Below are 22,262 nucleotides of genomic sequence, written 5' to 3'. Positions count from 1 at the left end.
GATTTTTATACATGGGTGAAGATACACGAATATGAAGACGGGGGCACAGATAACGGACTTCGGAACCACAGCCGGTAAGGGGAGACTATCGGACGAGACGCACCTGACGACAGAGGTAGTTTTCGACACGCTGAGCAGTCGGCGGCGTCGGTATACCCTTCATAGTGATTAAGTCGGATCTTTACCGGTAAGATACGGCCAGATATTTGGTTCGGTGATTGCGCTCAATCCTCGTGTAATGGAGTCTTTCAGCGTCGAGAGATCTGGGATAAGGCGGTATTTGAACCACTCCTGGAGCTGATCCCAGCACCCTTCGACGGCGTTCAATTCGGGTAGCTTTGACGGGAAATACCACACTTCGAGATTGTCCCCGCGCACGCACGAGACCGAACTGTCTCCGACAGTTTCGGTCTCGCGCTCACCGCTGACGTGCTCCCAGAGATCCCTCGCATAGAAGTAGCCCGCTCGGTCCAGAAACACCACTAATTCCTCACCGAACTCGTCTTTCAACGCTTCTAACAACCGAATTCCGTGGAACCTGGTCAAGTTCTCTTCCGTCCAGCAGAAGAGGCTATCACCGTTATCGGTGACAGCGCCAAGCACTGTCACCGACTTCCAGGACGTTGCAGTCTCTATCGTCGGATTTGAACCGATTGGGTACCAGCCACGCCGCTGGACGGTTCCAACGTGCTTGGTGAATTGATCGACGACAACGACGGTTTTCTCGCTCAGTTCGGGCCGTTTTTTTCGACTGTGTCTTGGAACTCGGCCTTCTCCTCGGGGTCGGCCTCGTGGTGTTGAGGCCGTGCTGTCCGCAAGGACAGCCCGGCCTCTCTCAATAACTCGTAGGCGTAGTTCTCGTGGTATTCGACGTCGTACTCCTGTTTGACGTGGTGAAGAAGGAGCTTCGCTGACCACGCTTGCTGGTCGTAGCCGAGTTCGGTTGGCGGCTGTTGCAACTGTTCGAACAGCTGTTCCCGCTCTTCTCCCTCGATCTTTGCTGGGCCTCCTGGTCGAGGAGCATCGTAGGGAGCTTGCTCGATCGGTGTTTCCTCGAACCGATCGAGCCAGTTGCGGATCGTTTTTTCGACGACTCCATGGCGGTCAGCCAAGGTATCGATTTGATCGCCCTGCTTGCGCCCGATCGCCGCGAGAACACGTTCTCGCGGCTTACCCTCGTCTATCTGCTCTTTGAGGTCGTAGAGTTCCTCAAGCGTGATCTCGTCGAACTGCCCCATTATCGACCCCACTACGTCTAACAGTAAATAACTTCCTTAATCACTATCACTACCTGCGGCAGGTGGACGACTCGGTGACGATCCGCGACCTCTCCGAGCAGATCGCGGCGTGGGAGAACCGCATCGACCGCCGGGCCGTGACGCCGAAACAGCGCAAGCGGGTGTACACCGGTCTCCATCAGACGCACCTGCCGATGATGGACCGGGTGGGGGCCGTTGTCTACGACAAGGACCGTGGGACGATCACCATGACGGGGGATCTCCGGACGTTCGACGTCTACCTCGACGTGGTGCCGCAGGACGACATCCCTTGGAGCCAGTTCTATCTCGCGTTGGGAGCCGTGTTCTCGGCGTTGGTAGCGGTCGCCGCGCTCGGGTTCGCGCCGTTCTCGTACGTGGGTGGGTTCGGATACGCCCTGTTCGTCGCCGCGGGGTTCACGCTCGTCGGTTGTGTGCACACCCTCCGGGACCGGCGGACGCTTGTCGGAAGCGCCTCGACGCCGACGGACGTGGAACCTCCCCGTGAACTCGTAGAGGAAATGTAGTGCGGAGCGATAGTAGCCTTTGTAAGTCATCGCACACCTGATCGCATGCAGTCTGGCGATCAGGTGTGCAAACAGTTCCAAACGCTACTATAGTAATACTGTCTGGTTACTCCGAGACTGGTCGAATGTGGGGCGTGACGACTCGAAATGACGTTTTCGCTATACAGGCTATGCAGTCACCGAACGGTTCATGCTGAAGACGAAGTACTTCTACGATGTGGGAATCTCGAAACGTTCCGCGACGAGTATGCTGAACTAATACACGGTACGAGTCGATCTTCAATTTCCCTATTAACAAGTCACAATATAAGTAGTCATTCTCGTTTGTAGCTTCCCCATCTACGAAAAATGTGGCGTCACACCCAAACCGATATACCGACCGGGCGGGTAAGGAGAGTATGACGAGACCCGCCGAGCGCACGGAGGACCGGTAACATGCCGTGGGGAGTCAACACGGAGTTCACAGAGGAGGAGGGCCCGGAAGTCGAAATAGACGAAGACCAAGAGGAGACGGTCGACCGCGGCGAGGAAGGGTCGGAGACGACGGACGCGTTCGACGTCGACGAGGCACTCTCGAATCTGGACTGAGCCGGGCGGTGCGACTGGGCTTTGTTCGAACGCCACGCGGGACGGACGACGTGTTCGCCGTGGGTCGGATGTCGCCACCTGCCGTAACCGGCGGCATCTCGGCAGTTCGATCGCCAGAGGCTTTGAACCCCATCAGTCGTCGGGACGGGCGCTCGACCGGAGCGCGACCGTCGCGACGGTTCCGCCACACTCGGCAGTTCGGGCGAGCGTCGAGACCACCCGCGAGAGGACGTATCCGGCGGGGGGAGACCGCTCCAACAGCGCCGTATCGAACGCGTCGAGGTCGTCGAGGACCCGGTCACGCCGGATCAGCGCCTCGTGGGCGTCGTCGCGCGACCCGTCGAGGATCGCTTTCGTCGCCGTCTCGACGACGGCCCGCGACGCATCCGCGAGCGCGTCCACCTCGTCCAAGACGTCCGCAGGCGGCGGATCGTCGACGCGGGCGGCGAGCGAGCCGATCCGAACCGCGTGATCCGCGACCCGTTCGAGTTCCCGGGCCGTGAGGTAGTGGTCGAACAGCGACGTCCGGGGGACGTCGAGGCGGTCGACCTCGCCGAAGTCGACGAGCGAGCGGTTGAGGTGGCGGGTCACCACGCCCAGCAATCTGTCCGCACCGTCGTCGCGGCGGTCGAGGTCGGCCGCGTCGCCGTCGGGGAAGGCGTCGACCGCGGTCCGGTGCATCGAGAGCGCGGTGAACCGGAGTTGGGTCACCGACTGTCGGATCGAGAGCTCCGAGGCGTCGAGCAGGCTCTCGACGGTGATCCGGTCCGCGTCCTCCTCGACGACCGACAGCCCGAGGGTCGACTCCGTCAGCCGCCGGACGAGGCGGTAGTCGTCGCCGTCGAACGACGCACCGTCCGGGGCCACGAGCGTGACGGCGTCGTACCCGACGGCGTAGGCGGCAGCGAGCGAGCACCGGATCGCGTCGTCGTCGACTCGGGGGAGCCGAACCTCCGTCGAGGCGAGGGGGCCGCCGTCCTGTTCGACGCTCCGGACGACGAGCGAGCCGTCGGCGTGGGGATAGAGGTGGATCGGCATCCCGGCTTCGAGATGGTGGTCGGTCGCCCACTCCTTGGGGAGCGACACCGAGTACGTCGAGCCGCCGACCTTCTGGAGTTTGCGTGTCTCCATGTCAGACGAGTTCCGGGTCGCTTTCGACCATGTACAGGGTGCGGGCGGCGACGTTGACCGCGTGATCCCCGACGCGTTCCAGATCACGGACGATGAGCAGGAGCCGCGAGACGTCGTCCAGTAGCCGTTCGACCGTCCAGGCGTCGCCGTCCTCGGCCTCGCCCTCGATGAGTTCCCGAACGACCCGCTCGCTCGAGCGCTGACACAGGGAGTCGAGTTCGTCGTCACGGGCCGCCACCTCGCGACAGAGCGCCGCGTCCTCGGTGCGGTAGGCGGTCATCGCGTCGTCGAGCATCGCGCAGGCGAGGTCGCCGATCGCCGAGAGGTCGACCTGCTCGAAGCGCTTGCGATCCGCCTCGAGGGTGTACTGTGCGAGGTTGACCGCGAGGTCGGCGACGCGCTCCAGGTCGGTGATGATCTTGAACGAGGCGGCGACGACGCGGAGGTCACCCGCGACGGGCTGTTGTTGGGCGATCAACTGGATACACGTCGACTCCAACTCCAGATACCGGCGGTCGACGGCGTCGTCGCCGTCGATCACCTCCTGGGCGGTCGCCTCGTCGACGGTCTCCAGGGCGGTCAGGGCGCGGTCGAGTCGGTCGCCGACGAGGTCGCTCATCGACAGCACCTCGGCGCGCAGGTCGGCGATCGACTGTTGGAACTCGTCTCGGGGCACGGTTATCCGAACTTGCCGGTGATGTAGTCCTCGACGCGCTGGCTCTCGGGGTTCTCGAAGATCTTGTCCGTCTCGTCGTACTCGACGAGTTTACCACCGGTGAGGAACACGGCGGTCTGGTCCGAGATGCGTGCGGCCTGTTGCATGTTGTGGGTGACGATGACGACCGTGTACTCCTCCGCGAGGTCGTCGATGAGGTCCTCGATCTTCGCGGTGGCGATGGGGTCGAGCGCCGACGCAGGCTCGTCCATCAGGATGACCTCGGGATCGACGGACAGACACCGGGCGATACAGAGCCGCTGTTGCTGGCCGCCCGAGAGGCCGAGGGCGTTGTCGTCCAGCCGGTCGTGTACCTCGTCCCAGAGTGCGGCCTGTTTGAGCGCCCGCTCGACGAGTTCGCGCTCCGCTTCGTCGTCGTCACGGCCGAGCACTCGGGCCAGCAACCCGGTGTCGATGTCGCCGTGTTTCCGCGGCCCGTAGGAGATGTTGTCCCGGATCGACTTCGGGAACGGGTTCGGTGACTGGAACACCATGCCGACCCGTTTGCGGAGTTCCACCAGGTTGATGCCGTCCTGATAGACCTCCTTCCCGTCGAGTTGGACCGACCCCTCGACGCGGGCGGCGCTGATCCGGTCGTTCATCCGGTTGAGACAGCGGAGATACGTCGACTTTCCACACCCCGAGGGACCGATGAGCGCGGTGACGCTCTGCTCGGGGATCTCCATCGAGACCTCCTTCAGGGCGTGGTCGTCGCCGTAGTACACGTCGAGGTCCTCGGCGACCATCTTCGCCGTCCCTTGGAAGTCGTACTCGACCCACTCGTCTTTGGTCTCCTCGACCGTCTCGCCGCTGGTGGTTTCGAGGGGCTGGTCGCTGCCCGTCGTCCTGGTCTCCGTCCGGGTCTGACTTTGAGTCTGCTGTGAATCGCTCATCGTTATTCGTACCTGAGTCGCTGTCGGAAGTAGTATCGCGCGCCGATGCCGATCGCGTAAAAGGAGAGGACGACGAGAAGCAGGACGAGCGCCGTCGCCCACCGGAACCCGTCGGGGTCGGCGACGTTACTCCCCAGACCGACGCCCGCGGTGATGAGGGCGTACAGCTGGTAAGGGAGTGCGGACGTCGCCTGCAGGAGTTCGGGGTTGGCGACGAAGGGCGGCGAGCCGGTGAACTCGAAGCCGCCGATGACGTCGACCGTCTGTCCCCCGGGGACGAACGTCCCGCCCGCCATCGTCAGCAGGATCGGTGCCGTCTCGCCTGCGATCCGGCCGACGCCGAGGATGACCCCCGTCATGACGCCCGGAAGCGCGGCCGGGAGGACGACGCTCCGGATCGTCTGCCACTTCGGCACGCCGAGCGCCGCGCTCGCGTCGCGGTACTCGTCGGGCACCGAGAGCATCGCCTCGCGACTCGTGATGAGCACCAGCGGCAGGAGCATGAACCCGAGCGTGAGCATCCCGGCCAGCAACGACTTCCCGTTGCCAAAGCGCGGGATGAGGAAGGCGTACCCGAACAGCCCGAAGACGATGCTCGGCGTGCTCCAGAGGCCGTTGGTCGCCACCTCGACGGCCTGAGTGAACCGGCCGCGTTCGGCGTACTCGGTGAGGAAGACCGCCGCGCCGACGCCCAGCGGCACCGCGAACAGCACCGCGCCGATGACCAGCCAGATCGTCCCCACGATCGCCGGGAGGACCCCCTGGAAGTCGTTCAGGAGCGCGACGCCGTTCATCACGAACGGGACGTACACCGGCAACTCGAACGACCCGAACACTTGCGGGCCGACTCCGGCACCGACCTGGACGCCGTAGAGCAGGCCGGTGATCCCCTGGACGACGACGAAGGCGATGAGGATGAACAGGAAGGCGACGATGGACATCGCGTTGAGGTAGACGAGGACGTACGCGCCCATGTGGCGGCCGCGCGCGCCGAACCGTCCGTAGGCCTTCGCGGCGGCCCAACCGCCGTAGAGGGCGCAAAACAGCGTCGCAATCGGGACGAGGAACTCGGCCGTGATCGAGGCCTGCTGCTCCCAGCCGAGGTCCCACAGCCACTCCGGACCGATCGTCCCGGTGAGGAAGACGGTCCCGACGAACGTGAGCAGGACGCCGAGGGGAACCGTCGAGCCCACGTCCTCGCGGGGGACGGCGGTCCCGACGAACGCCAAGCCGCCGACGAGGACGCTCCCGACGACGCCGGCGGCGGTGCCGAGCCCGAGCGTCCCCGAGACGACGCCGCCGCCGATGACGAACCACGGCATCGCCGCGCCGACGCTCGCGACCAGGCCGGCGCTCGCGTCGGGTTCGGTCTCGACGTAGCCGAACCGCGAGCCGAGGCCGAAGAGGGACACCGCGATGCCGAGGCCGATCAACAACCCACCGAGTACCGTCACCGTCGGCAGACCGACGACAGTGCCGGTGAGACTCACCCACTCGAACATCGCGGCCACCGCGAGCGCGAACAGGACCGCCGAGAGGCCGACCGTCGCGCCGGCAACCGCGTCGGTCGCCGTCGTGTCGCCCTCAACGAGCCGCGACCGGGTCGCGCCCGCCATCAGGCTTCACCTCCGAGCTTGCTACGCATCCGCCACTCGATGTACTGTGCGCCGACCGAGATGACGAGCACGGTGATGAAGAGGATCACGCCGGCGACGAACAGGGCGTCCATCTGGAGGCCGTCCGCCTCGCCGTAGTTGCGGGCGATGAGCGACGTGAGCGTCTCCATGCCGTAGAAGACGTTTACCAGCGGCTCTGTGAGCCGCGGGACGCCACGTAACATGACCGTCGCGGCCATCGTCTCCCCGATGGCGCGTCCGACGCCGAGGAGGACCGCGGCGGAGACGCCGGAGAACGCCGCGGGAAGGGTGATCGAGGTCATGGTCTGCCAGTCGGTCGTCCCGACGGCGAGCGATCCGCTCTTCATCGACTCGGGGACGCTACTGAGAGCGTCCTCGGCGACGGAGACGACCGTCGGGAGCGCCATCAACCCGACGACGATGCCGACGAAGAGGTAACTCCCCTGGCCGGTGGTCTGGAACTGGTCCGACGCCCACGGGCTGAGGATCGTGAAGCCGATGAAGCCGTAGACGATGGAGGGGATGCCGGCGAGGATTTCGACGCCCGGCTTGACGAACTCCCGGACGATGTCGGGTGCGATCTCCGAGAGGAAGAGCGCGGCGGCGACGCCAAGCGGCCCGGCGACGGCCGTTGCGACGACGGTCACCATCACCGTCCCGTGGATCATCGGTACCATCGAGTACCGGATCGGCGGCGACACCGCGTCCCAGTTGGATTCGACGAACATCCGAAGCCCCGGCACGCTCACGCCGAACACGGTCGCGCTCTCGTACTGGAGGACCGGGACCGCCTCACGGAAGATGAACACGACGATCAGCCCGAGGATCAACAGGGTCGAGACGGTCATCGTCAGCGTCACCACCAGCGCCGTCTCCTCTTGGTGTCGCACCCAGCCGTACCCCGTCGCCGCGACGAAGGCGGCAAAGGGCAGGACCGTCAGGTTCGACACCGCGAGGAACCCGACGAAGGCCATCAGCAGGGAGAGGGCGATGATCGTGACGACGACCAGCGCCGCGGGTTCGGTGTCGTCGACGAAATCGCGAACCCGCTGAACCTGCCGTTCGGCGGCCGCGTTCAGTCGTTCGCTACGTGTTGCTGCTGTCATGTTGCGTGTGCGAGGTGTGTCGGGTTGGGAGGTGTCATAGAAATGGACGGTGGGTAGTCGCGGACGGCGAGCCGATCCGGACGGGTCGCCGGATCAGGGCATGACGAGGTCTTCGGTGGCGAGCGGCGACACCTGCTCCTTCATTGCCTCCAGGTCGCTCGTCGGCAGTGGGATGTAGTTGTTCCCCTCCACGAAGATGGTCTGCCCGAACTCGTTGAGGAACATGTTGACGAACGCGGCCTCGCGCGCGTCGTACCCGCCGCCGTTCGGGTTGGAGTCCTCGATCAGCGTGTACATGTGGAGGTCGCGGTTGAGGGGGTAGGCGCTGTCGAAGATGGTGTTCTCCGCGTCGCGGTCCGGTTCGTAGAGCGTGCCTTCGAATTCGATACCGATCGGGGTGACCGTCTCGCTCGTGAACGCGAGCGCCATGTACGCGATGGAGCCCTCGTTTTGAGAGACGGCCTGTGCGACCTGCTGGTTCTGCCCGAAGCGGGTGTCGACGCCCGGCATCGCGGCGTCGGCACCGCCCAGCATGTTCAGGCGGAACGAGGTGTCCGTCCCGGAGCCCTCTGCGCGGCCGATGGCGTAGATCTCCTGGTCGTAGTCGATCCCCTCGATCTGACTCCAGTTGGTGATCTCGTCCTGGTAGATGCCGCGGACCTGCTCGCCGGTCAGTTGGGTGACGCCGGCGTCGACGACGTCCGAACTGACGACGACCGGCTGGCCGTCGCGGCCGACGACGTTGTCGACGACCCTGTTCTGGGCCTCTTCCTCGCTCCAGCCGAGTTCTGCCGTGATCGGTCCCGAGGAGTTGCCGATGTCGACCAGGCCCTCCGCGACGGCCTCACAGCCGGTCCCCGAGTGACTCAGGCCGACCGTCGTCGGGAACGGCGGACTGGAGCGCTGCTCGGTCGGCTCGAAGCCGAACTTCGAGGCGAAGTAGTCCGCGATGAGCATGTCCGGCTCGCCGAGTTGGCTCCAGCCGGGGACGGTGCTGTCCGAGTTCGACCCCCAGTACTCGCCGTCGCTCGGCGGTGCGTTGGAGTTCCAGTAGGAACTGCCCGTGTTCGAAATGGGATAGACGGTCGAGGAGCCCTCGGCGTTGAGCAGCGAGGTGTTCAGGCCGTCGTCGCTGCCCCCGTCGGACTCGGATTCGGTCGCAGTGGGATCGGACCCGCCGTCGCCACCGTCGCCGCCATCCCCGCCGTCGCCGCCATCCCCGCCGTCGCCGCCAGACTGCCCGCCACAGCCGGCCAGGCCGGCGATGCCGGCGGCGCCAGTCGCTGTGATGAACCCCCGCCGTGAAAACCGGTCGTGCTGATCTCCGCTGTTGTCAGACATCACCCGAGAGTCGCGGAGTTCCAATAAAGATCGTTTATATGAGGGGTAGTTGGCACTACGGGGCACCGATGAGAGGCACGTAGCACTATATATGACAAAATAGTTCTAACCGGCGTCGAGACGGAAATTATAACGCCGCCTCGACGAAACTGGGCCCCGTGACCGACCACGACGACTCGCTCGACGGGCTGTCGCTGGACGCGGCCGTGGACGGCGTCGTCGCCCGGACCGGCGACGACCCCGACGCGGTTCGGGCGGCGCTGAAACGAGTTACCGAGGAAGGGGAGGTTCGTCGCGACGCGGTCGACGACGCGCTCGCCCACGTCTCGAAGGTGGTATCCACCCCCGAGACTCGGGTGGAGAACGCCGGGATGCTGATCGACGACGCTCGCGAGGCCGCCGCCGCGGTCGATCACCTCGACGGCGTGGCCGAGCGTCTCGACGACTTCGAGGAGCGCCACGCCGCAGTCGCGTCCCGCGTCGACGACCTCGGTGACCGACTCCAGTCGGTCGTCGACCTCGCGAACGAGCCCGGCGCTATCTACGAGACGGCCCTCGAGATCCGTCGGCTCACCGCCGCGGCCAACTCGGCCCAGCACACTGCGGACAAACTCGGCGTCGACGCCGAGGAGTTCGAGGCGTGGATCCGGACCCCCGACCGGCGGCTGGACGCCCTCGACGACGACGCCGACGCAGTGGCGGACGTCATCGACGGCGTGGCGGGGACCCTCGACGCGCTCGCAGCCGGGGACGTGGATGCGGACGTCGAGCCCGCGGCCGTCGGGTTCGACACCGCCCTCAGACACCGGGTAGCCCGGCTCCTGCTCGACGACCTCCGTGCCGAAGTCGACGACCTCCGGGCCTGGCCCGACCCCGACCCGGACGACGCCCACGGGGCCGTCGACGCCGAGGGCCTCGCCGCCCTCGACGACCGTCTGACGAGCCTCGACGACCGATGGCAGTCGATCGACGACCGCTTCGACGGGGAACCGGCGGTCGGGTGGCGGGACCGCTACGGCGACCGGCTGGCCGACTTCGAGGCCGCGCTCGCCGATCACGTCCCGCCGGTCGACTGGCGGGCAGTCGAGTCACTGCTCGGCGAGTACCGTCCGGAAACGTTGGACGCGGAGTCGGCCTGATCGGGGTCGCCGCCGACCACCGACCGCTCCGCCCGGTCGGCCGGGCGGATGGATCGCCGATCGGGTCAGTCCGATCGGTCGCGTCGCCGACCCGAACGACGCTCACCCCGCTCAGTCGACACGTCCGGCGAGGTCCAGCGCCGCGTTCGCCAGGACGTTCGCCGACCGGTAGCAGTCCGGCCAACTCGTGAACTCGTCTTCGGTGTGGCTCTTGCCGTCCTCGCTGACGGAGAAGACCATCGCGGTGTCACAGACCGACGCCGTGTGCGTGGCGTCGTGGCCCGCGCCGCTCACCATCCGGCGGCCGTCGTAGTCGAGGGCGTCGACGGCGTCGGCGACGGCCTCGACCGGCCGGTCCGGGAAGTCGACCGCCGGGGATGCCATCGTGTGTTCGATGTCGTATTCGACGCCCTCGCGGTCGGCGGCGGCGGCCACCTCCGCCTCCATCCGCGTGACGCCCGTATCGAGGACGGCCTCGTCGGGGTCGCGGATGTCCGTCGTGAACGTCACCGTCTCGGGGACGATGTTGACCGAGTCGGGCTGGACGTTCAGCGACCCGACCGTCGCGACGGTTCGCTCCCCGAGCGTCCCCGGGAGCCGCCGGATCGCGGTCACGACGTCCGCGGCCGCGACGAGGGCGTCCTCCCGGTAGTCCATCGGCGTCGTCCCGGTGTGGTTGGCCTGCCCGTGGAGCGTGACCTCCGCCCACCGAAGCCCGACGATGCCGGTGACGATGCCCACGTCCGCGCCCGTCTCCTCCAGATACGGCCCCTGCTCGGGGTGGAGTTCGAGGTACGCGTGGTAGGGTTCGCGTGGCTCCGCGGGTTCGTCGCCGCGGTAACCGATCCGTTCGAGTTCGTCGAGGAGTCGAGTTCTGTCGGCGTCGGTCTTCTCGTACTCCTCGTCGATGTCGTGTGCGCCGGCCCAGACGCCGCTGCCCTGCATCGCCGGCTGGAAGCGCGATCCCTCCTCGTTGGTCCAGTTGACCACCTCGACCGGGCGGCAGGTCTCGATCTCCCGGTCGTTCAGCGTCCGGACGAACTCCAGTCCGGCGACGACGCCGAGCGCACCGTCGTAGATGCCGCCGTAGGGTTGGGAGTCGAGGTGGGACCCGACGAGCACCGGGGCGGCGTCGGGGTCGGCCCCCGCCCGGCGAGCGAAGGTGTTTCCGAAGGCGTCGACGCGGACCTCGAGGCCCGCGTCGCTCGCGCGGTCGACGAACCAGTCGCGGGCCTCGGCGTCGGCGTCGGAGAGCGCGAGACGGTGGAGGCCGCCACCCTCGGTGCCACCGATGTCCGCCTGCTCTTGCATCGTGTCCACGAGTCGGTCGCGGTCGATATCGACGCGCATGACCGACCCACGGCCGTCGGGGGCTTAAATCTCCGCGATGGGGACGACGGTCACTCCGCCGACGGCAGCGTACGCTCCCGGAGCGTCTGTATCTCCGCCCGGAGCCCCTCCGTCGTCGGCGCGCCGACGTACCGGGAGTCGACGTCGCCGTGGAGCGTAAAGAGGAGGGTCGGCGCGACGCTCACGTCGAACTCCCGGTCAAGCAGTTGCGGACAGTCCGGGCCGTACACCGCGAGTGGGAGGACGTCGCCCGGCGGCCCGTCGGCGAACAACTCGTCGAAGTCCGCCTTGATCGTCTCGCAGGGCGGGCAGTCCTCGCGCCACGCGTAGACGACACACCGGTCGTGGAGCGCGACGAGGCGCAGGAGGTCCTCGCCGTCGACCGACAGGAACGCCTCGGGTGCGCTCTCGTCCCGCGGGCGGCCGGTCTCGAACTGTCCGAGGACGACGGCGAGGGTCGAGGCCTGCGTCGCCGAGAGGTCGTCGTCCCGCTCCCGGAGGGCGACGTAGCGCGCCAGGAAGTCGGGGTCCGACACCTCGGCGGCCGCCAGGGCACTCGCCGTCTCGGGGTCGCCCAACAGGTCGCCGACGGCCTCCGGCCGGTCGGCCGAGTCGTGATCGGAGAGCGTCGCCCGGTGTGCCTCGACGGTCTCCCGGAACGGGTCCGCGACCTGCAGTTCGTCCGCGCCGTCGGTCCGGAATACGTCGCGTTCGACGAGTCGCTCGACCGCGTCGGTAGCTGACATACCATCACCTTCCGCTTCGGAGTGATAAAGCGTGCGCCCGTTCAGTCGCCGAGCGTCGACGCGACCCGGTCGGCGGTCGCGAGGAGGTGCGCGTCGTCGAAGCCGGCACCCATCAGTTGGAGGCCCACGGGGAGACCGTCCGCCGTCCCGTTGGGGAGGGTCACCGCGGGCAGGCGAGTCACGTTCGCCGCGCGCGTGTTTCGCGCGTAGTCGTACTCCCAGTCGGCGACGTCGTCGATCGGTGGTGCGACGTCGGGCATCGTCGGCAGGAGGAGGGCGTCGACGCCGTCGAGCGCCGACCCGAACGCCTCGCGGAGTCGCTCGCGGGCGGCCTGTGCGCGGACGTACGGCCGGCCGTCGTGGGCGTCGACGACCTGGGCCCCCGCGAGCAGTTTGCTCGTGTAGAAGTCGCTCAGTTCGCCGCTGGCGGCGGCGCGTGCCCGCGCGAACCCGGTCTGGAGCGTCTCGTCGACGCCGCCACGGCGGTACGGCGCGGCCCCGTCGCGCCAGTGGGTCGCGAGTTCGACGAAACTCAGCGCGTTCTTGATCGGGCGGCCGGCGTGGAACGACTCGACCGACACCGACCGGACGGCCGCGCCCGCGTCGTCGAGACGGTCGGCGGCGGCCGCCGTGGCGTCGACGACCCGGTCGGCGACACCGTCGCCAAGTCCCTCGTCGAGGAGGCCGATCCGGAGGTCTTCGGGGGCGGGCGGGGCGTCGACGGCGTCCCGGTAGCCGCCGGCGCGGTACGAACTCCGGCCGGCCGCGGCCAGGCTCGCGGGGTCGGCGTCGTCGGGACCCGCCATCGCTTCGAGGAGCGCCGCGGCGTCCGCGACAGTGTCGGTGAACGTCCCGACGTGGTCCTGCGTGTACGTGTTCTCGACGACGCCGGTGAGCGGTACCAGTCCGTAAGTGGGCTTGTAGCCGACGACGCCACAGAACGAGGCGGGGATGCGGACGGAGCCGCCGGTGTCGGTGCCGAGGGCGGCGTCGACGCGGTCGGCCGCCACCGCCGCCGCGCTGCCGCCGGAGGAGCCACCGGCGGTCCGGCCGTCGTCGTGGGGGTTGGTGATCGGCGCGCCGTGGCCGGTCGTCCCGCGGGCGCTCCCGGCGAACTCGTCGCAGGCCGTCTTGGCGGTGACCGTCGCCCCCGCCGCCCGGAGGCGGTCGACGACCGTCGCGTCCCGCGCCGGGACGAACCCGCGCATGGTCGCCGAACCACACCGCATCGGGACGCCGGCGACGGCGACGACGTCCTTGATGCCGACGTCGACGCCGTCGAGGTGGCCGTCGGCCGACGGGGGGACCGTACAGTCGACGGCGACGGCACCGTGGGGGTCCTCGGCGGGGTCGGCCCAGGTGCGCTCGCCGGCCGGCGCACCCGTCGGCGACGGCGCGTCGTCGACGATGGCGAGGTCGTCGAGTGCGTCGAGGTCGTCGAGCATCGCGTTGACCGTCTCGGTGAGCGCCGCCGCTCTGGCGTCGTCGACGTCGATCCCGAACCGCTCGCCGAGTGCGATCAGTTCTGCCTCGGTGAGGTGTCGCATAGCCCCCTCTCACGGCCAGGGCTCTTCAGGCTGGCGCAGTCGTCGCGTCGCCGAAAAAACTGGCTCGGGGGAGACTACGGGTCGAGACCCAGTTCCTCGATGCAGGGGAACTGCTCGGCGGACGGCACCTCGCCCTGGGGCCACAGGGGGTCGAGGTCCGCGTCCGGCGGGTAGTGGAGGTTGTCGTTGTTGTCCCAACCCCAGCCCTCCTCTTCGAGCATCTGCCGGGCCATGTCGGGGTTGCCGGTCGGGTCCTCGGCCTGCTTGTAGAGCATGTCCTCCGGCGGGAACATCGGGTGGTTCTGGGAGATGTACGTGGGGTACATCTCGGGGTCGACCCGTCCGGCCAGCGCCACGTCGATCATCTTCTGGCGGTTGACCGTCGCCGCGACCGCCTTCCGGAACTCCGTGAACTTGCACGGCGCGGTGTGACAGACGTACTGCAGGTTGTACGCCGTGTGCGTCGCCGCGAACTCCGCCTCGGCGTTCTCGAACTGGTTGTTGACGCGCTGGGCGCTCGGCGGCGAGATCTCCGGCGTGATCATACACTCGCCGGCCTGGAGGGCGTTGATCATCGTCTCCTCGTTGCGGTAGGCCTCGAAGACGACGGGCTGACTGGCCTCGTAGGTGGGGTGGCCGTCGTGGGGTTCGGTGACGACGCGCTGGCCGCGCTGGAGTTCGGTCACCTCGAGCGGGCCCGAGGAGACGATGGGCGTCTCGAACTGCGCGCCGCCGGGGTTCTCGACCGCGCCGGCCTCCTCGAAGGAATCCTTGTGGAGGATCCCCCACCGCATCAGCGTCGTGCGAGCGAAGGGGATGTACGGCTCCGTGAATTTAAACCGGACCGTCTTCTCGTCCGGCGTCTCGATGCTGTCGTAGGGAACTGGCGCGGCACCGGGGTACGCGCCGGCCTCGCCGCCGCGTTTGATCTGCTCGAACGTGAACTTCACGTCCTCGGAGGTCACGGGGTCGTCGTTGGAGAACTGAGCGTCGTCGAACAGTTCGACCAATATCTCCTGGGAGTTGACGACCTCGACCGAGCCGAGCAGTTCCGTCAACTCGAAGTTCTCGTTGTACTTGTGGATCGGCGAGTTGATCATGTGCTGCCACATCGCCTCCGGCATCGAGGCGGAGTGGGTCAGCCAGTTCGACGTCTCCGTGGCGATGGGGTTGATCGCCACGATCATGTCGTCGCCGCTCGTGGTGCTGGACTTGAACGCCCACTCGGCGTTCGAGCGGGCGATCCCGCCGTTGCCGATGCCGCCCATGTCGACCATGTCCGTCCGGTACGCGCCGATGTTGGCGACCGGCGCGAGGTTGCCGATGGCGCAGTCCTCGGCCATCCGTGCGATGGTCTCGTGGATCCCCTCCTCGCGTGCCTCCTGGGACTCCGCGGTCGTCTGTTCGAGGAGCAGCCGCGTGTACTCGCAGTCCGCGTAGTTCGAGTAGTTGCTCTTCCCGTTCGCGCCCGCCCAGTCGAGGCGCATGTTGTTCAGCAGTTCCTGCGGGTCGAGGCGGTCGGCCGCCGGCACCCACCACGTGAAGGAGATGTTGTTCTCCCGGTTCGTGTCGTTGGCCATCTGGGAGAGTTGCGTGGTGATGCTCACCGGGACGACTTCCATGCCGACGCCGATCTCTTCGACCCCGTCCGAGATGATCGGGGCCATCTGCTCCTGTGTGGTCGTGAAGCCGCCGTAGTCCGACCAGTACTCCATCTGGAGCGTCGACACCCGCTCCCCGAGGTCACCGCCACCGCCGCCACCGCCACCGCCGCCACAACCGGCGAGGCCCGTCGCGCCCGCTACACCGATCGCTTTCAGCACCGAGCGACGGTCGACACCGCCACTGGCTCCGTCATTTGCTGACATACACCAGAGAACTAAAGCCGACGAACATAAAACTGTCGCCGAGTAGAATGGACAGATAACGAATTATAATCCGTGGAAAACTAAATATTTGTTACTATATCAGTCTTCGACCCGTATTCTCGGGTCAATAACTCCGTATAACAGGTCGATCAAGAAATTCGAGATGATGACGAACGCGGCGACGAGGAAGAAGACGAACTGGACGACGGGGTAGTCCCGACCCAGTACCGCCTCGACGAGCGTGAAGCCGATGCCCGGCCAGTTGAACACGGTTTCGATCAACACGAGACCGCCGAGCGCGCGCGCGAGCGAGACGGGGTAGATGGTGATCACCGGGAGGCTGGCGTGTTTGGCGACGTGACGGAGGCGCTTGCCGACCGGCAGGCCGGTCAGACGGTGGTACTCGGTGTGGTCCTGGCCCATCACCTCGACGACGCTGGTCCGCATGATCAGCGAGGGGATGAACAGGTACCGACAGACGACGGCGACGAAGGGGAGGACGTAGTGGATGCCGAAGTCGGGCGTGACGTACGGTCCCCACCACGTCCCGGCCTCGCTCCCGCCGGCCGACAGCATCCCCGAGGTCGGGAAGATGTTGAGCCAACTGGCGAACACGACGACCAAGACGATGGAGATGAAGAAGGCGGGGAAGGAGCCAGCGCCGATGACGGGGATCAGGCCCAGTTTCTCGAGGCGGCTTCCCCGCTTGCTCCCCGCGATAGTGCCGATCAGCGCGCCCAGGATGTACGTGAACGTCATCGCCGGCGCGACGAGGATGAACGTGTTGAAGATGCGCATCTTCACGAACTCCCAGACGGGGACGCGGTAGACCGGCGACTCGCCGAGGTTGCCCTGCGCGAGGTTCGTGATGTACCGCCAGTACTGGACGTAGAGGGGTTCGTCGAGTCCCCACTGTGCGCGGAGCGCGGCGAGGGACTCCTGACTGGCCCCGGAGACGGCCATCTGCGAGGTGAAGTCGCCCGGCATCGACCGGAACATGACGAACAGCGCCGTCAGGACCAGCCACAGCGTGAAGACGGTCTGGAGGCCTCGGACGACGACGTACCGCTTCATCGACGACACGGGCGACTCACCTCCCGGCCGAACTGACGGCCGTCCCCGGCCGTGGTCGTCGCGCTCCGTACCTGTCCGTCACGGCGTCCGTCGACCGCCGTCCGTGCCCCGTGTCCGGGACGGGACCCGAGCCGTCGGCGTCGGGACTCAGTCTGTCGTGGGTGCATGATCCTCTGTGGTCCGCCGGTCGTGGTCGTAGTACTGGTGGCAGGCGACGTGCCAGTCAGTCTCGTCCTCTATGGAGCGTGGGGTCTGCTCGCAGACGCTCTCGAACCGCGTTCGGAGGCGGTCCGCCGCCGCGTCGAGGTCGCCGCCGGCGACGTCGTCGAGGGCGGCCTCGACCGTCGCCTCGTTCTCGCCGCGCAACTCCGCCGAGAAGTACTCGTCGCGGATGGCGGCCGCGAACGCCGCCTCGTCCGAGGCGTCGAGTCCGTTCCGGATGCGGTCCAGCGGGAGGTCGCCCCGTTCCAGCGCCTCCCGGAACGCCATCACCTCCCGATAGGCCGCCTGATTCACGTCGATGTCGTCGGGCGGGATCACCTTCGGACACCGATCCCGGAACCGACAGCCCTCGCCGAGGTCGATCGGATCGCGCGGCGCGCCGGACATCTCCGTCCGGGACCGGTCGTGGTGGGGGTCCGGGACCGGGATGGCGGAGACGAGCGCCTCGCTGTACGGATGCTTGGGGTTCTCCAGGATGTTCTCGGTCGGGGCCGACTCGACGATCCGACCCAGGTACATCACGTTCACCACCTCCGAGATGTACGACACCGTCGAGAGGTCGTGGGAGATGTAGATCATCGAGGCGTCGTAGTCGTCGATGAGGCCTTTCAGCATCCGGAGGACCGAGGCCTGCGTCGACACGTCGAGCATCGACACCGGTTCGTCGGCGAGGATGATGTCGGGTTCGAGCACCAGCGCGCGGCCGATGGCGACCCGCTGTTTCTCGCCGCCGCTCAGGTTCATCGGCTTGCGACGCAGGTACTTCTCCGGCGGGCGGAGTTCCACGTCCTCGAGCACCTGGCGGATCCGCTCGTCGCGGTTCCCGACGTCGTGAATCTGGAGCGGTTCCTTCAGCGACTCCTCGACGGTCATCTTCGGGTCCAGCGAGTTGAACGGGTCCTGGAAGATCACCTGGACGTTGCTCCGGTAGTCCTTCCAGTCGTCGGCGTCGAACTCGGTCATCGGCGTCCCCTTGTACATCACCTCGCCGCCGGTGATGTCGTGGAGACCGATGAGCGTCAACAGCAGCGTCGTCTTCCCACAGCCACTCTCGCCGATGACGGCGATGGAGTCGTTCCGTTCCAGGGTGAAGGAGACGCCGTCGACGGCCTGGATCTTCGAGGGGTCCCGACGCATGAGGATGTCGAGGACGTTGGCGCTCTCCTCGAAGTGTTTCTCCAGGTCGCGGATGTCCAGGAGCGGCGCGTCGTCGGCCATTTCAGTCCTCACCCCCGTCGGCCGCGACGTCGGGGTCGACCGCCCCGTGTCGCTCGTACAGGTCGTACGCCTCCTCGCTCCGGAAACACGACGCGGCGTGTGTCGCGTCCTCGTCGCCGACGGGTTCGAGGGGCGGCGCGCTCTCGCGACACTCCTCGACCGCCCACGGACAGCGGTCGGCGAAACTGCACTTGGACACCTCGCCGGTGAGTTCGGGCGGGTAGCCTTCGATCACCTCCAGGTCGCGGTCCGGTTCCCGGATGTCCGGGAACGCCTCCTTGAACAGGAACGCGTACGGATGCCGAGGGTTGTCGTGGACGGACTCCGTCGTGCCGCGCTCGGCGACCTGACTGGCGTGCATGATGGCGACGCTGTCACACGACTCGAAGATGACGCTGATGTCGTGGGTGATCAAGAGGAGGCTCGTCTCGGCGTCCGCCTTCATCCGGTCGAGATACTTGAAGATCTGATCCTGCATGATCACGTCGAGCGCGGTCGTCGGCTCGTCGGCGATGACGAGGCTTGGCTCCAAGAACAGCGCCAGTGCGATGATCGCCCGCTGTTGCATCCCGCCGGAGAACTGGTGGGGGTAGTCGTCGATCCGGCTCTGCTGGAGGCCGACCACGTCGAACATCTCCTTGAGTTTCTCGCGGATCGCCTCGTTCGAGAGGTCGGTGTGGACCTGTCCGATCTCCATCGCCTGCTCGCTCACGCGCTGGAGGGGGTCGAGGCTGTTCATCGAACTCTGGGGGATCCAGGAGACCTCCTTCCAGCGCAGTTCCCGGTTGAGTTCCGCCTCGGAGAAGTCTTGGATCTCCTCGCCGCGGTAGCGGATGGTGCCCGAGTCGATCCGGCCGTTGTCGTCGAGCCCGCCGATGATCGCCTTCGCGGTCGTGCTCTTGCCGGAACCGGACTCGCCGGCGAGACCGAAGAACTCGCCTTCGTCGATGCTGAAGGAGGCGTCGGACACCGCCGTGAGATCGCCACCGTCCGTCTCGTACCGAATCGTGAGGTCGTCGACCTCGAGTAGTGGTTGACTCATGTCAGGCACCCACCGCGTCGGCTTCGACCGACTCGCCGTCGGCCGTGATCAGGTCCTCGTACCCGCGTCCGAACATGAACGTCGACAGCACGGTGATGCCGATCAGGAGACCGGGCGTTATCGACCACCACCACGCCTCGGACATGTAGCCGGAGTTGAACGCGTTCCGGATCATGACGCCCCACGACGGCGTGAACGGGGAGGCGACGCCGAGGAAGGTGAGACTCGCCTGAAGCATGATGGCGTACCCGACCCCGAGCGCCAGGAAGAAGATGGCCATCGGGGCCACGTTCGGGAGGACGTGTTTGATGATGATGCGCCGCCTGCTCGCCCCCGTCGCTTTGGCGACCTTCACGAAGGGGTACTGCTTGATCTGTAGCGTCTGGGCGCGTATCACCCGCGCGCCGCCACGCCACAGGATCAGGCCGATGACCAGGATCGACGAGAGGAAGCCGACCCCGAGGAAGGTGATCATGACGATGCCGAAGGGGATGAGCGGCACGCCATAGACGAAGTCGGTCAGCCGCATCAGGAGCGTCTCGGTCCGGCCGCCGACGTACCCGGCCGTGATACCGATAGAGGTCCCGATGGTGAGTATCAGACCACCCCCGAGGATGCCCGTGATCACGGTCGGACGGGCACCCACCAACAGCCGCGATAGCACGTCGTACCCCGCGAACGTCGTCCCGAGCGGGTGATCGAGTGACGGCGGTGCGGCGGACAGCACCTCGCCGGTCTCGTCGTCGTACTGGGTCTCTTCGATGCCGTACGGAGCGAGCGCCGGGCCGACGATCCCGAGGATGGTGATCCCGACCAGGATCCAGAAGTACACCGCGGTCGTCCGGTCGCCGAGCATCATCCGCAAACCGCTGACGAAGTTGCGTACGATGTGGTTGTTCCGGGCGGTATCGAACGCCCGTGTTACGCGTGTTGGTACCAACTCCCCTGATAGCATACTGGAGGCAAACGCGACCGGGGGGAAAAATGTTCTCCTTGATTACTAATTGTATAGTCATTTTAACACTCCCCATACGAACACACAAACAATCAGATAAACGAGGTTTTTTGTGTTGTATCCGTTCAATAATGTGCCGCGATTGCGGGAGAGAACTTTTTACGTGATTCGGTCGTACGCGCGGGTATGGTGTACGAATCCATCGGCTCGTCGTCGGTCGAATGGGCCGGGACCCCGTATCCGGCAGTTCGGGACCTGGCCGAGCGGGAGGGATCGACGGCAGTCGTTCCGGTCGGAAGCCTCGAACAGCACGGCCACCACCTCCCGACAGCGACGGACACGATACTCGCCGACGCCGTCGCGACGACGGCGGCGGAACGCGTCGCTGCGGAGCAACCGGTGCTCGTGACACCGCCCCTCTGGACGGGCCACTCCCCACACCACACGCCCTTCGGCGGGACGGCGAGCCTCGACGGCGGTGACCTGCTCTCGCTGCTCGAGGACACCGCGGCGTCGGTGCTGGACAACGGGTTCGACGGACTGCTCTTTTTGAACGGCCACGGCGGCAACGGTGCCGTCGTCGCGAGCGCGACGAGCACCGTCGGGGCCGCCCACCGCGACGCCGACGTCCTCGGCGTGACGTACTTCGATCTGGGTGCAGACCGGATCGGCGAGATACGGGAGAGCGACCGCGGCGGTGCCGGCCACGCGGGCGAGGTGGAGACGTCGATGCTTCGCCACCTCCGTCCGGACCTCGTCGACATGGAGGCCGCCGAGGGGACGCCCTGGGACTCGCCGTACGACCGGGCGCGCGACGACCTCTCGCACCCGGGGCCGCTGGCGGCGTACGCCGACTTCGACGCGTACAGCGAGACCGGAGCCGTCGGAACGCCGGAACTGGCGACGCCCGAGAAGGGCGAGCGGTTCTTCGAGGTGTTCGTCGACGAGGTGGCGGACGTACTCCGCCGCCTCCACGAACAGGCTCGCTGACGCCGACCGCGAAACCCTTTGCCGTCGGGCCCGACCTGCGTGCATGGACGCGAGCGCCGGGGCGTACGCCGACCGTGAGTGGCGGCTGATCCGCGAGGAATCGTGGTCGGGACCGATGAACATGGCACTCGACGAGATCGCAGCGGAGACGGCCGCCGCGGGTGGCCCCCGAACCGTGCGCGTCTACCACTGGGAGCCGTCGACGCTCTCGCTGGGGTACCACCAAGACCCCGACACCGTCGACTGGAACTACTGCGAGCGCGAGGGGATCGGCGTCACGCGCCGTCAGACCGGTGGCGGCGGGATCTACCACGACACGGACGGGGACATCTCCTACACGATCGTCGCGCCGGACGAGGAACTCCCGGGCGACCTCGTGGCGTCGTACCGACAGCTCTGTGCCCCGATAATGGACGCCTTCGACCGCCTCGGCGTGCCGGCACAGTTCGCCGAGTCGGGGCGACCCGCAGTCCACCAGCCGGCCTGCTACCTGCGCGGACTCCACCCCGCACACGACGTGGTCGTGTCGGGCGAACGTGGGCCACGGAAGGTGAGCGGGAACGCCCAGCACCGACGCACGGACGCCGTCGTCCAGCACGGGTCGCTCACGTACTCGGTCCGCCCCGACAGACACCTGTCCGTGTTCGCCGAGGGCGACGTCGACATCGGAACGTTCCGTGACCGGGTGACCGGGATCGACGAACACACGGAGACGAGCCGTGAGGACGCCGTCGACACCGTCGAGGCGGCTCTCGGGGCGTGGGCCGACGCCGATCCGGGCGCGTGGACCGACGACGAACTCTCTCGGGCGCGCGAGCGGGCGGAAGAGAAGTACGGGAGCGTCGAGTGGACGCGGCGTCGGCCACGGTGAACCCGACGACTCGGCCGCGAGTGAGAGACGGGACGGCGACCACACC

At 66.8% G+C, this 22,262-nt stretch carries 21 protein-coding genes and 1 pseudogene; 6 read left to right on the top strand and 16 right to left on the bottom strand.

From position 1 onward, the window contains the following. Window positions 1-168: 168 nt before the first annotated feature. Window positions 169-732, bottom strand: a complete 564-nt coding sequence (locus NBT81_RS04480; protein ID WP_338742495.1) for a transposase — start codon at window positions 730-732, stop codon at window positions 169-171. Next, window positions 729-1,238 carry an IS630 family transposase gene (locus NBT81_RS04475; protein WP_338738573.1) on the bottom strand — a complete coding sequence of 170 codons (510 nt, stop codon included), beginning with the start codon at window positions 1,236-1,238 and terminating at the stop codon, window positions 729-731. The genes NBT81_RS04480 and NBT81_RS04475 overlap by 4 nt, the downstream gene beginning before the upstream one ends. Window positions 1,239-1,291: 53 nt before the next feature. Between NBT81_RS04475 and NBT81_RS04470 the strand changes: the two genes are divergently transcribed. From NBT81_RS04470 to NBT81_RS04465, 3 genes and pseudogenes are all read left to right on the top strand, one after another. Further along, a complete protein-coding gene (locus NBT81_RS04470; RefSeq protein WP_425498768.1) occupies window positions 1,292-1,783 on the top strand; it encodes a DUF7344 domain-containing protein in 492 nt (163 codons plus the stop codon). 163 nt (window positions 1,784-1,946) lie between these two features. Continuing rightward, window positions 1,947-2,041 (top strand): annotated as a pseudogene (locus tag NBT81_RS17300) (restriction endonuclease); the annotation flags it as partial. Window positions 2,042-2,218: 177 nt separating this feature from the next. Continuing rightward, on the top strand, window positions 2,219-2,371 hold the full coding sequence (locus NBT81_RS04465; RefSeq protein ID WP_338741341.1) for a hypothetical protein: 153 nt from the start codon (window positions 2,219-2,221) through the stop codon (window positions 2,369-2,371). Between the two features lie 132 nt (window positions 2,372-2,503). Here the strand turns inward: NBT81_RS04465 and NBT81_RS04460 are convergent, their stop codons facing one another. From NBT81_RS04460 to NBT81_RS04435, 6 genes are all read right to left on the bottom strand, one after another. Continuing rightward, the gene (locus tag NBT81_RS04460) at window positions 2,504-3,502 is read right to left on the bottom strand and encodes a PhoU domain-containing protein (protein ID WP_338741340.1); all 999 of its coding nucleotides are present in this window, start codon (window positions 3,500-3,502) and stop codon (window positions 2,504-2,506) included. A gap of 1 nt (window position 3,503) precedes the next feature. Beyond that, window positions 3,504-4,178, bottom strand: coding sequence for a phosphate signaling complex protein PhoU (gene phoU / locus NBT81_RS04455; RefSeq protein WP_338741339.1), 675 nt, complete (start codon window positions 4,176-4,178; stop codon window positions 3,504-3,506). Between the two features lie 2 nt (window positions 4,179-4,180). Then, the gene (gene pstB, locus NBT81_RS04450; RefSeq protein ID WP_338741338.1) at window positions 4,181-5,110 is read right to left on the bottom strand and encodes a phosphate ABC transporter ATP-binding protein PstB; all 930 of its coding nucleotides are present in this window, start codon (window positions 5,108-5,110) and stop codon (window positions 4,181-4,183) included. Between the two features lie 2 nt (window positions 5,111-5,112). Beyond that, window positions 5,113-6,726 (bottom strand): phosphate ABC transporter permease PstA, encoded by a 1,614-nt coding sequence (gene pstA, locus NBT81_RS04445; RefSeq protein WP_338741337.1) that lies wholly within the window; start codon window positions 6,724-6,726, stop codon window positions 5,113-5,115. Further along, complete coding sequence (pstC, locus tag NBT81_RS04440; RefSeq protein WP_338741335.1) at window positions 6,726-7,853, bottom strand: phosphate ABC transporter permease subunit PstC; 1,128 nt, start codon at window positions 7,851-7,853, stop codon at window positions 6,726-6,728. Before pstC ends, pstA begins: the two co-directional genes overlap by 1 nt. Window positions 7,854-7,946: 93 nt before the next feature. Then, window positions 7,947-9,194 carry a PstS family phosphate ABC transporter substrate-binding protein gene (locus NBT81_RS04435; protein ID WP_338741333.1) on the bottom strand — a complete coding sequence of 416 codons (1,248 nt, stop codon included), beginning with the start codon at window positions 9,192-9,194 and terminating at the stop codon, window positions 7,947-7,949. 158 nt (window positions 9,195-9,352) lie between these two features. On the opposite strand from NBT81_RS04435, the gene NBT81_RS04430 reads away from it, so the two are divergent. Further along, window positions 9,353-10,333, top strand: a complete 981-nt coding sequence (locus tag NBT81_RS04430; RefSeq protein WP_338741332.1) for a halo transducer protein — start codon at window positions 9,353-9,355, stop codon at window positions 10,331-10,333. A gap of 111 nt (window positions 10,334-10,444) precedes the next feature. Here the strand turns inward: NBT81_RS04430 and NBT81_RS04425 are convergent, their stop codons facing one another. The 8 genes from NBT81_RS04425 to NBT81_RS04390 all read right to left on the bottom strand — a co-directional run bounded on the left by NBT81_RS04425 (window position 10,445) and on the right by NBT81_RS04390 (window position 20,355). Further along, window positions 10,445-11,683 (bottom strand): Zn-dependent hydrolase, encoded by a 1,239-nt coding sequence (locus NBT81_RS04425; protein ID WP_338741331.1) that lies wholly within the window; start codon window positions 11,681-11,683, stop codon window positions 10,445-10,447. A 50-nt stretch (window positions 11,684-11,733) separates the two neighbouring features. Further along, a complete protein-coding gene (locus NBT81_RS04420) occupies window positions 11,734-12,429 on the bottom strand; it encodes a thioredoxin family protein (protein ID WP_338741330.1) in 696 nt (231 codons plus the stop codon). Window positions 12,430-12,470: 41 nt separating this feature from the next. Further along, the gene (locus NBT81_RS04415) at window positions 12,471-13,976 is read right to left on the bottom strand and encodes an amidase family protein (protein ID WP_338741329.1); all 1,506 of its coding nucleotides are present in this window, start codon (window positions 13,974-13,976) and stop codon (window positions 12,471-12,473) included. A 74-nt stretch (window positions 13,977-14,050) separates the two neighbouring features. Beyond that, window positions 14,051-15,844, bottom strand: a complete 1,794-nt coding sequence (locus NBT81_RS04410; RefSeq protein ID WP_338741327.1) for an ABC transporter substrate-binding protein — start codon at window positions 15,842-15,844, stop codon at window positions 14,051-14,053. Between the two features lie 99 nt (window positions 15,845-15,943). After that, window positions 15,944-16,918, bottom strand: a complete 975-nt coding sequence (locus NBT81_RS04405) for an ABC transporter permease (protein WP_338741325.1) — start codon at window positions 16,916-16,918, stop codon at window positions 15,944-15,946. Window positions 16,919-17,065: 147 nt separating this feature from the next. Continuing rightward, window positions 17,066-18,358 (bottom strand): ABC transporter ATP-binding protein, encoded by a 1,293-nt coding sequence (locus NBT81_RS04400; protein ID WP_338741324.1) that lies wholly within the window; start codon window positions 18,356-18,358, stop codon window positions 17,066-17,068. A gap of 1 nt (window position 18,359) precedes the next feature. After that, window positions 18,360-19,400 carry an ABC transporter ATP-binding protein gene (locus tag NBT81_RS04395; protein WP_338741323.1) on the bottom strand — a complete coding sequence of 347 codons (1,041 nt, stop codon included), beginning with the start codon at window positions 19,398-19,400 and terminating at the stop codon, window positions 18,360-18,362. A 1-nt stretch (window position 19,401) separates the two neighbouring features. Then, window positions 19,402-20,355, bottom strand: coding sequence for an ABC transporter permease (locus NBT81_RS04390; protein WP_338741322.1), 954 nt, complete (start codon window positions 20,353-20,355; stop codon window positions 19,402-19,404). Between the two features lie 186 nt (window positions 20,356-20,541). On the opposite strand from NBT81_RS04390, the gene NBT81_RS04385 reads away from it, so the two are divergent. Then, window positions 20,542-21,345: a creatininase family protein gene (locus NBT81_RS04385; RefSeq protein WP_338741321.1), complete on the top strand. Its 804-nt coding sequence runs from the start codon at window positions 20,542-20,544 to the stop codon at window positions 21,343-21,345. Between the two features lie 43 nt (window positions 21,346-21,388). Further along, window positions 21,389-22,216: a biotin/lipoate A/B protein ligase family protein gene (locus NBT81_RS04380; protein WP_338741320.1), complete on the top strand. Its 828-nt coding sequence runs from the start codon at window positions 21,389-21,391 to the stop codon at window positions 22,214-22,216. Window positions 22,217-22,262: the final 46 nt, after the last annotated feature.

Origin of the sequence: Haloplanus sp. CK5-1, assembly GCF_037201915.1 — an archaeon.
GTDB lineage: Archaea > Halobacteriota > Halobacteria > Halobacteriales > Haloferacaceae > Haloplanus > Haloplanus salilacus.
Note: the sequence above shows the minus strand (reverse complement) of the source record. Positions and strands in the feature narration are given on the sequence as shown.

What these genes read in the sequence shown, in the direction of transcription:
- NBT81_RS04475 (WP_338738573.1), bottom strand. Translation starts at nt 1,238, where the DNA reads ATGGGGCAGTTCGACGAGATCACGCTTGAGGAACTCTACGACCTCAAA.
- NBT81_RS04465 (WP_338741341.1), top strand. Translation starts at nt 2,219, where the DNA reads ATGCCGTGGGGAGTCAACACGGAGTTCACAGAGGAGGAGGGCCCGGAA.
- NBT81_RS04460 (WP_338741340.1), bottom strand. Translation starts at nt 3,502, where the DNA reads ATGGAGACACGCAAACTCCAGAAGGTCGGCGGCTCGACGTACTCGGTG.
- pstB (WP_338741338.1), bottom strand. Translation starts at nt 5,110, where the DNA reads ATGAGCGATTCACAGCAGACTCAAAGTCAGACCCGGACGGAGACCAGG.
- pstA (WP_338741337.1), bottom strand. Translation starts at nt 6,726, where the DNA reads ATGGCGGGCGCGACCCGGTCGCGGCTCGTTGAGGGCGACACGACGGCG.
- pstC (WP_338741335.1), bottom strand. Translation starts at nt 7,853, where the DNA reads ATGACAGCAGCAACACGTAGCGAACGACTGAACGCGGCCGCCGAACGG.
- NBT81_RS04435 (WP_338741333.1), bottom strand. Translation starts at nt 9,194, where the DNA reads ATGTCTGACAACAGCGGAGATCAGCACGACCGGTTTTCACGGCGGGGG.
- NBT81_RS04425 (WP_338741331.1), bottom strand. Translation starts at nt 11,683, where the DNA reads ATGCGCGTCGATATCGACCGCGACCGACTCGTGGACACGATGCAAGAG.
- NBT81_RS04420 (WP_338741330.1), bottom strand. Translation starts at nt 12,429, where the DNA reads ATGTCAGCTACCGACGCGGTCGAGCGACTCGTCGAACGCGACGTATTC.
- NBT81_RS04415 (WP_338741329.1), bottom strand. Translation starts at nt 13,976, where the DNA reads ATGCGACACCTCACCGAGGCAGAACTGATCGCACTCGGCGAGCGGTTC.
- NBT81_RS04410 (WP_338741327.1), bottom strand. Translation starts at nt 15,844, where the DNA reads ATGTCAGCAAATGACGGAGCCAGTGGCGGTGTCGACCGTCGCTCGGTG.
- NBT81_RS04405 (WP_338741325.1), bottom strand. Translation starts at nt 16,918, where the DNA reads ATGAAGCGGTACGTCGTCGTCCGAGGCCTCCAGACCGTCTTCACGCTG.
- NBT81_RS04400 (WP_338741324.1), bottom strand. Translation starts at nt 18,358, where the DNA reads ATGGCCGACGACGCGCCGCTCCTGGACATCCGCGACCTGGAGAAACAC.
- NBT81_RS04395 (WP_338741323.1), bottom strand. Translation starts at nt 19,400, where the DNA reads ATGAGTCAACCACTACTCGAGGTCGACGACCTCACGATTCGGTACGAG.
- NBT81_RS04390 (WP_338741322.1), bottom strand. Translation starts at nt 20,355, where the DNA reads ATGCTATCAGGGGAGTTGGTACCAACACGCGTAACACGGGCGTTCGAT.
- NBT81_RS04385 (WP_338741321.1), top strand. Translation starts at nt 20,542, where the DNA reads ATGGTGTACGAATCCATCGGCTCGTCGTCGGTCGAATGGGCCGGGACC.
- NBT81_RS04380 (WP_338741320.1), top strand. Translation starts at nt 21,389, where the DNA reads ATGGACGCGAGCGCCGGGGCGTACGCCGACCGTGAGTGGCGGCTGATC.